This is a genomic window from Kluyvera ascorbata (assembly GCF_023195735.1).
GTDB classification, from domain to species: domain Bacteria; phylum Pseudomonadota; class Gammaproteobacteria; order Enterobacterales; family Enterobacteriaceae; genus Kluyvera; species Kluyvera ascorbata.
In genome coordinates, this window is record NZ_CP096201.1 from 3420171 (window position 1) to 3433929 (window position 13759).

Consider the following 13759-nt stretch of genomic DNA (forward strand, 5'->3'; position numbering starts at 1 on the left):
TTCTAATAAGTCCTAAGTTTTAAATATATCAAAAATTGTTAAGAAACTCTTTCGACCTAACGGTGTCTAAAGGCATCAATGATGTAACATTTTGTTTCCATCATGATTCATCCATCTGATTAATAATGTTTTTTTAACCTCAGCATGACTTCTACGCAGGTTAAAACGGGGATGATTTTTCCAGACAATTCCTAATTTGACAGACTAAATTCTTCTCGACTAAAGAAATTCTACTCGTTCCATGACACTTTTTTTTCAACATTCCCTCAACCGTAGTGCACTATTTCAATTACACTGCCGGTTTTACCTCTTTTGACAAAAACTGACAGGAAAAAGATGTCCGGTTCGCTCCGCAAGGTACCTTCGTGGTTACCCATACTCGTTATTCTTATCTCAATGGTCTCTATCCAGAGCGGAGCATCGCTGGCTAAATCATTGTTTCCACTCGTTGGTGCCCCTGGTGTGACTGCGCTTCGTCTGGCGCTCGGTACCCTAATTCTCGTTGTGGTGTTCAAACCCTGGCGGCTTCGCTTTGCCAAAGCGCAACGGCTACCGCTGCTGTTCTATGGACTGTCGCTGGGCGCCATGAACTATCTCTTCTATTTGTCATTGCAGCGTATTCCGCTGGGCATTGCGGTGGCGCTCGAATTTACCGGCCCGCTGGCCGTCGCCCTCTTTTCATCTCGCCGCGCGGTCGATTTTATCTGGGTGATTCTGGCGGTCGTCGGCCTGTGGTTCCTGCTACCACTCGGTCAGGACGTCGCGCACGTCGACTTGACCGGCGCGCTGCTGGCGTTGGGAGCCGGGGCTGGCTGGGCGGTTTATATTCTGAGCGGGCGACGCGCCGGGGAAGAGCACGGCCCGGCGACGGTGGCAATGGGCTCACTGATTGCGGCAATCGTCTTTGTGCCGCTGGGCGCCTTCCAGGCCGCGGACGCGCTGTGGCACTGGTCAATATTACCGCTGGGATTGGCTATTGCCGTCCTGTCCACGGCGCTGCCTTACTCGCTGGAGATGATCGCACTCACGCGTTTGCCGACCCGAACTTTCGGTACATTAATGAGCATGGAGCCCGCGTTGGCGGCGCTCTCCGGGATGGTTTTTCTCGGTGAAATGCTGACCCTGAGCCAGACGCTGGCGCTAGGCGCTATTATTGCTGCTTCAATGGGATCAACGCTGACCATGCGCCAGGAAAGTAAAATTAAAGAGATCGACGTCGGCTAATTTTCTTATATTATGCATAGTGCGTACCACTATGCATAATAACCCTTTCGAACTGCATAATTTCTTATTTAATATCAATAAAATCCGCCACAAAAATATAATCCCATTGCCATAATTTTTTAATTCATTGTTTTGCAATGATTTTTAAACAATTACTGTCGTCACTATCATACCTATAGGCAGAATCAGAAAATACCGTCCCGGTGACGGTGCTATACTTGTTTTCGTTAATTCATGAGGACGAAATACACCAACCTATAGCGGTGTATAAATCAAGAGGATATATGACTATGAGTACTGCAAAACTGGTTAAAACGAAAAACGCCCACCTTCTTTATACGCGTAACGACGTTCCGGACAGTGAAAAACAGGCCACCGTTGCGTTACTCAATCGTCAGGTTCTGCAGTTTATCGATCTGTCATTGATTACCAAACAGGCGCACTGGAACATGCGCGGTGCCAACTTTATTGCCGTGCATGAGATGCTCGACGGCTTCCGTACCGCGTTAACCGATCACCTCGATACCATGGCAGAACGTGCCGTGCAGCTCGGCGGTATCGCACTGGGTACCACCCAGGTCATCAACGCCCAGACTCCACTGAAAAGCTATCCGCTGGATATCACCAGCGTACAGGATCACCTGAAAGAACTGGCTGAGCGCTATGCCATTGTGGCGAACGACGTTCGTAAAGCGATTGGCGAAGCGAAAGATGAAGATACCGCAGATATCTTCACCGCCGCCTCCCGCGATCTGGATAAATTCCTGTGGTTCATTGAAGCGAATATTGAATAACCATAAGTCAATCCTATGCCCTTTCTGCCCCTCGCAGAAAGGGCATTGCACCAGAAAAGTGCGCAACTACGGTCATAAACCCCGCCAAAGTAAATCATTTGTAATAATCACCTCACACAATCGTTAATAAAAGATTGTTTTATCCCCTACGTTTGCGCTAAAAAACACCATACTTAACAACATCAACATCACGCACCACTTTGGTGCCCCCTCATGGTGCATATGGACATTTATCCTGCCAATATCGTGCAGGGTAAAAAACATTATTTGTTAATAAACAATGCATTGTGAAGTTGGCACGATTCTTTCATAAGCCGAATGTTCTCGCAGGGGATCGCCCCGTGGATATAAAAGGAAATGCTATGAAGTCTATGTTTAAAGTTTCACTGGCTGCACTCACCCTGGCTTTCGCGGTTTCTTCTCATGCCGCAGATAAGCAACTGGTTGTGGCAACTGACACGGCGTTCGTTCCGTTTGAATTCAAACAAGGCGACAAGTACGTCGGCTTTGATATCGATCTGTGGGCCGCGATTGCGAAAGAACTGAAGCTGGATTACACCCTGAAGCCAATGGACTTCAGCGGCATTATCCCTGCGCTGCAGACCAAAAATATCGACCTGGCGCTGGCGGGTATCACCATTACCGACGAACGTAAAAAAGCGGTCGACTTCTCCGATGGCTACTACAAAAGCGGCCTGCTGGTGATGGTTAAAGCCAACAACAACGACATTAAAAGCGTGAAAGATCTCGACGGCAAAGTAGTGGCCGTGAAGAGCGGTACCGGTTCTGTTGATTACGCGAAAGCCAACATCAAAACCAAAGACCTGCGTCAGTTCCCGAATATCGATAACGCCTACATGGAATTAGGCACCAATCGCGCTGACGCGGTGCTGCACGATACGCCAAACATTCTCTACTTCATCAAAACTGCCGGTAACGGTCAGTTCAAAGCGGTAGGCGAATCTCTGGAAGCGCAGCAGTACGGTATTGCGTTCTCTAAAGGCAACGACGAGCTGCGCACCAAAGTTAACGGCGCGCTGAAAACGCTGAAAGAGAACGGCACCTACAACGAAATCTACAAAAAATGGTTCGGTACTGAACCTAAATAAACCAACCTGATCCATCAGGTTCTGTAACGCCCGGTGGCGCTTGCGCTTACCGGGCCTACAATTTTAGTCAGCACACGTTGGCTAGTTTTTTTATTTTCCACCACGGTATACAGGAATACATCATGCAGTTTGACTGGAGCGTCATCTGGCCAGCCATTCCAATTTTGTTGGACGGCGCCAAAATGACTCTGTGGATTTCGATCCTCGGCCTGGCGGGCGGTATTGTTATCGGTCTGCTGGCGGGTCTGGCCCGCACCTACGGCGGCTGGATTGCTAACCACATTGCCCTCGTATTCATTGAAGTGATCCGCGGTACGCCGATCGTAGTGCAGGTGATGTATATCTACTTCGCCCTGCCGATGGCCTTCCCGGATATTCGCATCGACACCTTCACCGCAGCGGTGATCACTATCATGATCAACTCCGGTGCCTACATTGCCGAAATCACCCGTGGCTCGGTGCTGTCGATCCATAAAGGTTTCAGCGAGGCCGGTCTTGCGCTTGGTCTTTCTCGTCGCGAAACCATTCGTCACGTGATTATGCCGCTGGCCCTGCGCCGCATGCTGCCCGCGCTCGGCAACCAGCTCATTATCAGTATCAAAGATACCTCGCTGTTTATCGTTATCGGTGCCGCAGAGTTGACTCGCAGCGGTCAAGAAATTATCGCCGGGAACTTCCGTGCACTGGAAATCTGGACCGCTGTTGGCGTTATCTACCTCATTATCACGCAGGTACTCAACATCGTGCTCCGCGTTCTTGAAAGAAGGATGAAAATCCTGTGATTGAATTTAAAAACGTCTCCAAGCACTTTGGGCAAACCCAGGTGCTGCATAACATCGATCTCAACGTCAAGCAGGGCGAAGTCGTGGTGATTATCGGGCCGTCCGGCTCCGGTAAATCGACTCTGCTGCGCTGCATTAACAAGCTGGAAGAGATTACCAGCGGTGAGCTGATCGTCGATGGTCTGAAGGTCAACGACCCGAAAGTGGATGAACGCCTGATCCGCCAGGAAGCGGGTATGGTGTTCCAGCAGTTCTATCTGTTCCCGCACCTGACAGCGCTGGAAAACGTGATGTTCGGCCCAACCCGCGTGCGCGGCCTGAAGAAAGATGCGGCAGAAAAGTTGGCCAAAGATCTGCTGGCGAAAGTCGGCCTTGCCGAGCGCGCCCATCACTACCCTTCTGAGCTTTCCGGCGGCCAGCAGCAGCGCGTGGCGATTGCTCGTGCGCTGGCGGTGAAACCGAAGATGATGCTGTTTGATGAGCCTACATCAGCGCTCGACCCTGAACTGCGCCACGAAGTGTTGAAAGTAATGCAGGATCTGGCAGAAGAAGGCATGACGATGGTTATCGTGACCCACGAAATCGGCTTTGCTGAGAAAGTGGCATCTCGTCTGATCTTTATCGATAAAGGTCGGATTGCCGAAGATGGCAACCCGCAGGAATTGGTGAAGAACCCACCAAGCCAACGTCTGCAAGAGTTCCTGCAGCACGTCTCCTGATGCTAACGCCGTTTATCCCCCATGGGGTAAACGGCGTTTTTCTTAGCGTTTGCGCGCCAGGAAACGACGACGCTGTTCGTCATCCATAAATGACCAGGCGATAAAGCGGCTTTGCTTCTGCCCCTGTGACATCTCTTTTTTCACCACTTTTACCGCACCTACGTCGGTTAACGCGCGGTACAGCGGCGGCAGATTTTCGCCTTTGGACACCAGCGATGTAAACCACATCACCTGACGGGCAAAACCTTTACTCTCTGCAATCATCTGTTTGATAAAGGCCACTTCCCCGCCATCACACCACAGCTCCTGCTGTTGGCCGCCAAAGTTCAGCGCATCATCACGATCCTGGCCCAGGTTACGACGTTTACGTTCGCTGCCCGCGCGCGCTGCGGCCGCCGAATCATGGAACGGCGGGTTGCACAGCGTGGCATCATACTGCTCGTTTTTGTGAATAACGCCGTTGAACATCGCCGTCGTATCCTTCTGGCGACGCAGGCGAATCATGCGGTTCAGCGATGGATTCGCGCTCAGGATAGCCTGCGCGCTGGCAAACGCTTCAGGGTGTGTTTCGCTGCCGGTAAAGCGCCAGCCGTATTCGTGCGCACCAATCAGCGGATAGATGCAGTTCGCACCCACGCCGATATCCAGAATGTTAGCCCCTTTCACCACGCTGCCGCTCTCATCGCTGAGCAGGTCGCCAAGGTGATGGATATAATCCGCACGTCCCGGTACCGGTGGGCAGAGAAAACCTTCCGGAATATCCCACTCTTTAACCGCATAGAAATGCGCCAGCAGCGCCTTGTTCAGCGTCTTCACCGCCAGCGGGTCGGCGAAGTTGATGGTCTGCCCGCCCGCCGGGCTGAGAGTAATAAAATCGCGCAGTGCGGGCACGGCCTGGCACAGCGCTTCGAGATCGTAGCGACTATGATGACGGTTACGCGGGTGTAAACCCGGTTTCTGGGTACTCATGACTTTCTCCTGTCGTAATGCGGCGTAAGATACCCGTTGACGACGGTGCGGTAAATAAGGGAGTCTGGATTCCTGCTTTTAAATATCAGGTGCGCTATGTATTTTTATGAGCCTTCCCACGGACATGGGCTACCTCACGACCCGCTCAACGCCATCGTCGGACCGCGTCCTATCGGCTGGATTTCCTCTGTCGACCCGCAGGGGCGGCGTAATCTCGCGCCCTACAGCTTTTTTAACTGCTTTAACTATCGGCCACCGATCATCGGTTTCGCCAGCAGCGGCTGGAAAGATAGCGTGCAGAATATTGTCGATACCAAAGCGTTCGTCTGGAATCTGACCACCCGTGATTTAGCCATCGCGATGAACGAAACCTCCGCCACGCTGCCGCACGGTGAAGATGAGTTTGCCCGCGCGGGGCTGACGGCTGTACCGAGCCGTCTGGTGGACGCGCCCCGCGTTGCTGAAAGCCCGGTCAACTTTGAATGCCGCCTGTCGCAGTGCATCCAGCTCACCGGCGTGGACGGTACCGCCGTTGATACCTGGCTGGTGCTGGGCGAAGTGGTCGGCATTCACATTGACGAATCGCTGCTGGAAAACGGCATCTATCAAACCGCCAAAGCGCAGCCAGTTCTCCGCGCAGGTGGTCCGTCGGCCTATTACACCATTGATGAAAACCATCGGTTTGATTTAATCCGCCCGGATGCGCGTCAGGGTTGATTGAGGCCATTCCCGGGGTCGGCGTACACGCCTCGTCAGGACTACGGGCGGCGGGTTGGTAGCCCGGACGAGCGCAGCGACTCCGGGGGTCACTCCGACAAATATGTAATCTTTATGTATAAAAAATGAAGAAACTGTAAAGCAATGTATTTATTTTTAGCTCAATGAGTGATAAAAAGTGACGCGATTTGATAATGATTATCAACATCATTTAAAAAAGATAAAGCAACCTGCAGTGGCGAAGGGGACAAGGCGTTCCCTGTTGTCATCTTTAATTTCGCGTTTAAAAATTATAAGACACTCATTGATATGGATAAAAATCGCACTACCCCGTTCAGTAGCTTTAGCTCACTCACGTTTTTTACCGGATTATGCATTGGACTGACGCCTACGGCTCAGGCCGCTGACAGTAAAGAAAAAAGCCCGGGAGATACGTTAGTCGTCGAAGCGCAAGCGCCATCGCTGTATGCCCCAACGAAATCCGCCGACCCTAAATTCAGCCGCCCGATTGCCGACACCACGCGTACCGTGACGGTGATTTCCGAGCAGGTGCTGAAGGATCAGGGTGCCACTAACCTGACAGACGCATTAAAAAACGTCCCAGGCGTCGGGGCCTTCTTCGCGGGTGAAAACGGCAGCTCGTCAACCGGCGATACCATCTATATGCGCGGCGCAGATACGTCTAACAGTATCTACATCGACGGTATTCGCGATATCGGCAGCGTGACGCGTGACACTTTCAATACTGAACAAGTAGAAGTGATTAAGGGCCCGTCTGGTTCAGACTATGGCCGCAGCGCGCCGACGGGCTCGATCAATATGATCAGCAAGCAGCCGCGCCTGGACTCTGGTATCGATGCTTCAGCAAGCGTAGGCAGCGCGTGGTATCGCCGCGGCACGCTGGATCTGAACGAAGCCATCGGCGACACCACTGCCGTACGCTTAAACCTGATGGGGGAAAAAACTCACGATGCAGGGCGCGATAACGTGAAAAACGAGCGCTACGGAGTTGCGCCGTCCATCGCCTTTGGCCTCGGCACGCAAAACCGCCTGTATCTGAACTATCTGCACGTTACCCAGCACAACACACCGGACGGCGGTGTGCCCACCGTGGGTCTGCCGGGCTACTCCGCACCAAACGCCGCCACATCAGCACTCAATAGCTCTGGCAAAGTCGATACGCATAATTTCTACGGCACCAACTCAGACTACGACGACTCCACCACCGATACGGTGACGATGCGTTTCGAACATGACTTTAACGACACCACCACCATCCGTAATACCACCCGCTGGTCGCAGATCAAGCAGGATTATATGATGACGGCGATAATGGGAGGCGCAAGCAACATTGGTCGACCAGACCCTAACAACGTCAACACCTGGACCTGGACGCGCAACGTCAACACCAAAGATGTCAGCAACAAGATCCTGACCAACCAGACTAACCTGACTTCTAAGTTCTACACCGGCGCTATCGGCCACGATATCAGCACCGGCGTCGAGTTTACCCACGAGCAGCAGACCAACTACGGCGTCTACCCGATGACGGCTCCGGTGGTCAATCTGTTCAACCCGAACAGTAACGTCAACATCGGTAGCCTGAACCGTAGCGGCGCTAACGCTAACGGTCAGACCGATACCTTTGGTATTTACGCGTTCGATACGCTGCAAATTACCCGTGATTTTGAGCTGAACGGCGGTATTCGCCTGGATAGCTATCACACCGAATATGACAGCGCCTCACTGTGTGGCGGTACGGGTCGTGGCGCCATTGCTTGTCCAGCGGGCGTTGCCAAAAACACGCCTGTCACCACCGTCGATGCCACGAAATCAGGTAACCTGGTCAACTGGAAAACGGGGGCGCTGTATCACCTGACGCAGAACGGCAACGTCTACGTCAACTACGCCATCTCCCAGCAGCCTCCGGGCGGCAGCAACTTCGCGCTGGCGGCTGGTGGAACCGGTAGCAGCGCCAACCGTACCGATTTCAAACCGCAAAAAGCGAAAACCAGCGAAGCCGGCACCAAATGGGAGCTGCTGGATAAACGCCTACTGCTGTCGGCGGCGGTATTCCGTACCGATATCGAAAACGACGTTGAAGCCAACGACGACGGCACCTATTCGCAGTACGGCACCAAACGCGTGGAAGGCTATGAGCTCTCCGTTGCCGGGAACATCACCCCGGAATGGCAGGTGATTGGCGGCTTCACGCAGCAGCGCGCCACCATCCAGCAGGGTGCAGAGGTGACACAAGACGGCTCATCATCACTGCCGTATACTCCGGAGCATGCCTTCACTCTGTGGAGCCAGTACCAGGCCACCGATGCGATTTCCGTCGGCGCAGGCGCGCGCTACATTGGCAGCATGCATCGCGGCAAAGACGGCGCCGTCGGCACGCCGGACTCCACCGACAGCTACTGGGTTGCCGATGCCAAGATTGGTTACCGCGTGAACAGCACGCTCGACCTGCAGCTGAATGCCTACAACCTGTTTGATACCAACTATGTTGCCTCGATCAACAAGAGCGGCTATCGCTACCATCCGGGCGAGCCAAGAACCTTCGTGTTGACGGCTAACGTACATTTCTAAGTATCACCGTGGGGCGCAAGCCCCACTTTCTTTAAGGAGAGATTCCCATGATGTACCGCATTCCTGGCGTGTTGAGCGCCGAAGAGGTTCGCCAGCTTGTCGGTGAACTGGAGCAAGCGGAGTGGGTAGACGGCCGGGCAACCGTCGGCGCGCAGGGTGCGCAGGTTAAGCAAAACCAACAGGTCGATACCCGCAGTGAACATTATGCAAGGCTACAGGCACGCGTGCTGGACGCGGTGAATCGCCACTCGCTGTTCTTCGCCGCCGCACTGCCAAAAACCATTTCCAGCCCGCTGTTCAACCGCTATCAGCAGCAAGAAACCTACGGTTTTCACGTCGACGGCGCGGTACGTCAGCACCCACACGCCGGCTGGATGCGCACCGACCTTTCCGCCACCTTGTTCTTGTCGGAACCGGATAGCTACGAAGGCGGTGAGCTGACCGTTAACGATACCTATGGACAGCATGCGGTGAAGCTCCCGGCAGGTGATTTGGTCCTCTACCCTTCCAGCAGCCTGCACTGCGTCACGCCCGTCACATCAGGCGTACGAGTTGCATCGTTTATGTGGATCCAATCCATGATTCGAGACGATAAACGCCGCGCCATGCTGTTTGAACTCGACGGCAACATTCAGGCTTTAAAACGCCGTCACGGCGAATCGGAAGAAGCGCTCTCGCTGCTCAACCTGTATCACAATCTTCTGCGGGAATGGTCAGAAATTTAAGCTGAGAATATCTCTCAAATTTTATGATGGAGTTAAACGAAGCCAGGATAACAAAGCGGTCACCGACGTCGCCCTCTCCATCAGAATACAAAACATCGAGAAAAGTTTACGCATCTCGTATCAATAAGAATATAATGCTACAAATAGACCGCTTAACCAGTTTTGATGACAAATCTATACCTGAACATACAGAGCAATCGATTATCTTTACGAGCACGCTTTTTAGTAAAAAAAGTGGCAAATTGTGCGCTAGATCTCTTTACTGACCGCACTTCACCCGCAAACACATTCACATCATGAATATTTTATTAATAATCAATATATTAATAATTGTTCAATTTTTTTGATTATCGACATCAATTCTCTTCGATTTATTCCATCGAATAAAAGCGTGATACTTCTCACATCGACGGAAACAACGTCATCCGAACAACATCACCTGCGAGAGATTAATGATGAAAACGATTAAATATGCTGTTGCTGCTATTGCCCTTTCTACCCTGTCTTTCGGTGCTTTTGCTGCACAACCGGTAACTCAGGAACAAGCGCAAAAAATGAATGAAATTGGTGTGGTATCCGCCAACGGTGCAACCACGCTGGATGGTCTGGAAGCAAAACTGGCGCAGAAAGCTGCTGATGCAGGCGCTACCGGCTACAGCATCACCTCTGCTAACACCAACAACAAAGTTAGCGGCACCGCGGTTATCTACAAATAACCGACCTAAGTACTACCCCGTGAGTTTGACCTCTCACGGGTGCTCCAACCCTCATTGAACTTGTTGATACCCTTGCTTGCCCGGCCGCCACGCCGGGCTTTTTTTTGCGTGGAATTTGGGAATGGGGTTGATCCCGGGGTCACTCCGTTCGCCCGGGAAAGCACGACCGCTTAATACGACTGTGCGACGCGCGCCAGCCCTTCTTCAATACTAGGCACTTCCCCCGTCGCCAGCAGGCAGCACGCGAGCTGGATTTTCAGCGAATGCGGCACCGGCTCAACGCCTGCCACGCAGCGCTCAATCCATCGCGCGGTCACTTCCGGATCTTTACTCGATGGTAGCACCACTTCTGCTTCAGGCTGCTCGCTCTGGCGCGCATTGACCACCCGTGCCCCCTCGCTATCAATCAGCGTTATCTGCGGGCAACGCTGCGGGTTGGCATACACTTCACCTTCCGTGCCGTGCATTAACAGCCCACGCCCACCGATATCCGCAAAGAACTTCGCCACTTTGCCCACGTATTCAGGGTGCGACACGCTGGATAGGCGCAGCGCCGCGTTCTCTTCAAAAGGTGTGGCTAGTTTCGCCAGCGTGTGAGCACTGTTGCGCACGCCAAGCTGCCAGCGAAAGTTGAGCTGGCGCTCCAGCGGCGGGCACAGCGCGCCAACGGGAATATAAACTGGCTGATGGCCTTCAAGCTTCGCCTGTGCCTGACCGGCATGGCGAGTAGGCTCAATGCCCATCAGTTCAAAAATCGTTTCGGTAATCACCCGGGTTGGGTCTTCGCTGACGCCGTGCACCACCACCGGGAAGCCCAGTTTGTGCAGCAGCATCGCCAGCAGCGGCGTCAGGTTGGCCTGTTTGCGCGCGCCGTTATAGCTCGGGATAACAATCGGCATTGGCTTTCCAGCCGGCGGCGTTAAACGCAGCGTCTTTTGCTGCATCGCCTCGTAGAAGCCAATCATCTCCGCTTCGCCTTCTCCCTTAATGCGCATGGAGAGCAAAATCGCACCCATTTCCAGTTCCGGCACGTCGCCCTCCAGCATCTGACTATACAGGCTTCGCGCGGTGTCCTGGTCCAGGTCACGGGCGTGATTTTTACCTCGCCCGATTTCTTTGATGATTTTGCGGTAATCCATGTGCTGCTCCTTTTGCTCGTCGTGGTGCACAGCGGCCGCCTGATGGCGCTACGCTTATCAGGCCTACATGCCGAGTTAACGTTTTTTACGGCGCGGCGATTTGGTTTTCGCCGTCGGGGCTTTCAGCTTTACTTCCGGCACTTCCGGTCGTTCTATCGGGAAAACCGGTAACGCATTCAGTAAACGCTTACCGTAGTTTTTGGTCAACAGCCGCTTATCGTAGATAACCACTTCGCCCCAGCAGCCGTGGCTACGAATCAGTCGCCCCACCTGCTGAATCAGGTTAAATGACGCGCTGGGTAAGCTCTGCACCTCAAAAGGATAGCGGTTGAGGCTTTTCAGCCACTCCCCTTCGGTAATCACCACCGGGCTATCAATCGGTGGGAAGGCAATTTTGTGGATATGCACCTGGGTGAGCAAGTCACCTTTCAGATCCAGACCTTCGGCAAAAGATTGCAGGCCAACCAGCACGCTGCGCTCGCCGTTCTCCACCCGCTTACGATGCAATTCCACCAGCCGATAGCGCGGCTGATCGCCCTGCACCAGCAGCATCAGCCGCAGGTCGGTGACGTACTCAAGAAAACGCTGCATCGCGCGTCCGCTGGCAAACAGCACCAGCATACCGTGGTGCTTTTTGCTCTCAACCTGCTCGCGGAAATAGGCCGCCATCTCGGCAATATGCTGCTCTTCGTTGTCGATAAGCGGCTCATACTGCATCTGCGGAATAACGATTTTGCCCTGCTCGACGTGGTTGAACGGCGAATCCAGCGCGACGAAGCGATCGCCCGCTTTCTCTTTCAGGCCGCTCATCTCCTGCAGACGGGAGAAACTGTTCAGCGAACGTAGGGTTGCAGAGGTCACCACAATATGCGGCACGCTGCGCCACAGCAGGCGTTCAAGCTGATCGCTCACGCGAATACCGACGCAGTGGAACCAGACGTGCATCTGCCCGTCGCGCATATCGCGCGTCGCCCACTTAGTGACCGGTGCGCCCGACGCCTGAGCAAGCGAAGCCAGCCGCCACAGTTTGCTCTGGGACTCAAACATGCCCAGCGCGCGATTCATCTGCAAAATCACGCGGTGTAGCCGCACGATATCGTGGCTGCCGGTTTTTTCACTGAGATCGTTTAAAAACAGCTCTGCAAGCCCGCGTAGCATCTCGGTGAGCTTGGCCAGACGCTGACAAATCTCCATCACCTCGTCGGGCAGTTCGCCCATCGGGAAGCGGTGCTCGGCCTCCTGAGTGACGGGAAGATAGAGATTCAGAATATTATTGAGTGAGGCAATCAGCTCGTACAGCTCTTCACAGTGGGCGGTCAGCCGCTCCGGCAGCGCCAGCGGCGGCGTGGTTTTCGGGCGGAACTGCTCCATACAGGTCGCCACCAGCTTGCTGAAGAGATCGAGCTGTAACCTATACCACGGCGCGGTAATCTCTGCGCTCATCTCCAGCGCATCACGGGCAACATCCGGTAGATGATGACCTTCATCGAGCACCAGCAGCAGGTTTTTCGGCTCCGGCAACACCGCTTCGCTTTCCATCGCGGCCATCACCAGCGCGTGGTTGGCGACAACCACTTCCGCTTCCTGAATTTCGCGGCGTGCGACGAAGAACGGGCATTCGCGATAGTAGTGACAGTTGCGGTTCAGGCAGCTGGCTTTGTCGGTGCTCAGGCGACGCCACAGATCGTCGTCAATGGCGATATCGGTGTGGTCGCGCAGGCCGTCCCATTTATAGCCGTCAAGGTCGCCCTTGAGCTTCGCGCAGCGCTTCTGCTCTTCCTGATTGTTTGGCGTGAGCTCGTCGTCAAGAAAGGCCAGCAGGTCCTGCTGGTTTGGTTCGGTGCTGGCGAGCGCCGCCAGATTACGCGGGCACACGTAGCGCCCACGGCCAAAGGCTGCGGTAAAGCGCAGGTCGGGAATGATTTTACGCAGCAGCGGCAGGTCTTTACTGTAGATCTGATCCTGCAAGGCGACGTTAGCGGTACTGACCACCAGCGTTTTTTGCTCTTCGCGTGCAATGGCAATGCCGGGAATCAGATACGACAAGGTTTTCCCGACGCCGGTCGGCGCTTCAATCGCCAGGTGCCGCCCCTCTTCCCCGGTAAGCGTTTTGGCGACGTCCGCAATCATCTGCCGCTGCGGCGCGCGGGGGATAAAGTCGGGGATCTGTTCCTGGAGCGCCTTGTACCAGGCGGCGATTTGCGCTTTTAGCGCAGCGGTCAAAGCCATGAGAAAACCTGAGATACTGTATAAACAGCCACTATTGTGGCATT

At 53.8% G+C, this 13759-nt stretch carries 12 protein-coding genes; 9 read left to right on the forward strand and 3 right to left on the reverse strand.

Annotated features, from left to right (window positions below):
* Positions 1-336 precede the first annotated feature (336 nt).
* The 5 genes from rhtA (at position 337) to glnQ (ending at position 4628) form a co-directional block, all read left to right on the forward strand.
* Complete coding sequence (rhtA, locus tag MY052_RS16330) at positions 337-1224, forward strand: threonine/homoserine exporter RhtA (protein ID WP_035892274.1); 888 nt, start codon at positions 337-339, stop codon at positions 1222-1224.
* Positions 1225-1514: 290 nt separating this feature from the next.
* Entirely contained in the window at positions 1515-2018 is a 504-nt protein-coding gene (gene dps / locus MY052_RS16335) for a DNA starvation/stationary phase protection protein Dps (protein WP_248537424.1), read from the forward strand.
* Positions 2019-2380: 362 nt separating this feature from the next.
* A complete protein-coding gene (gene glnH / locus MY052_RS16340) occupies positions 2381-3127 on the forward strand; it encodes a glutamine ABC transporter substrate-binding protein GlnH (protein ID WP_035892272.1) in 747 nt (248 codons plus the stop codon).
* A 122-nt stretch (positions 3128-3249) separates the two neighbouring features.
* Positions 3250-3909, forward strand: coding sequence for a glutamine ABC transporter permease GlnP (gene glnP / locus MY052_RS16345; protein ID WP_035892271.1), 660 nt, complete (start codon positions 3250-3252; stop codon positions 3907-3909).
* Positions 3906-4628, forward strand: coding sequence for a glutamine ABC transporter ATP-binding protein GlnQ (gene glnQ, locus MY052_RS16350; protein WP_035892269.1), 723 nt, complete (start codon positions 3906-3908; stop codon positions 4626-4628). Before glnP ends, glnQ begins: the two co-directional genes overlap by 4 nt.
* A gap of 42 nt (positions 4629-4670) precedes the next feature.
* Here the strand turns inward: glnQ and rlmF are convergent, their stop codons facing one another.
* Positions 4671-5597, reverse strand: coding sequence for a 23S rRNA (adenine(1618)-N(6))-methyltransferase RlmF (rlmF, locus tag MY052_RS16355; RefSeq protein ID WP_248537425.1), 927 nt, complete (start codon positions 5595-5597; stop codon positions 4671-4673).
* A 96-nt stretch (positions 5598-5693) separates the two neighbouring features.
* On the opposite strand from rlmF, the gene MY052_RS16360 reads away from it, so the two are divergent.
* From MY052_RS16360 to ybiJ, 4 genes are all read left to right on the forward strand, one after another.
* Complete coding sequence (locus MY052_RS16360) at positions 5694-6314, forward strand: flavin reductase family protein (protein WP_248537426.1); 621 nt, start codon at positions 5694-5696, stop codon at positions 6312-6314.
* Between the two features lie 309 nt (positions 6315-6623).
* Entirely contained in the window at positions 6624-8906 is a 2283-nt protein-coding gene (locus MY052_RS16365; RefSeq protein ID WP_248537427.1) for a catecholate siderophore receptor Fiu, read from the forward strand.
* Between the two features lie 47 nt (positions 8907-8953).
* Positions 8954-9631, forward strand: a complete 678-nt coding sequence (ybiX, locus tag MY052_RS16370) for a PKHD-type hydroxylase YbiX (RefSeq protein ID WP_248537428.1) — start codon at positions 8954-8956, stop codon at positions 9629-9631.
* A 455-nt stretch (positions 9632-10086) separates the two neighbouring features.
* Positions 10087-10347 (forward strand): DUF1471 family protein YbiJ, encoded by a 261-nt coding sequence (ybiJ, locus tag MY052_RS16375; RefSeq protein ID WP_035892289.1) that lies wholly within the window; start codon positions 10087-10089, stop codon positions 10345-10347.
* 170 nt (positions 10348-10517) lie between these two features.
* On the opposite strand, the gene ybiB is transcribed toward ybiJ, so the two are convergent.
* Both ybiB and dinG read right to left on the reverse strand, forming a co-directional pair.
* Positions 10518-11486 carry a DNA-binding protein YbiB gene (ybiB, locus tag MY052_RS16380; protein ID WP_202216189.1) on the reverse strand — a complete coding sequence of 323 codons (969 nt, stop codon included), beginning with the start codon at positions 11484-11486 and terminating at the stop codon, positions 10518-10520.
* A 75-nt stretch (positions 11487-11561) separates the two neighbouring features.
* On the reverse strand, positions 11562-13715 hold the full coding sequence (dinG, locus tag MY052_RS16385; RefSeq protein ID WP_248537429.1) for an ATP-dependent DNA helicase DinG: 2154 nt from the start codon (positions 13713-13715) through the stop codon (positions 11562-11564).
* Positions 13716-13759: the final 44 nt, after the last annotated feature.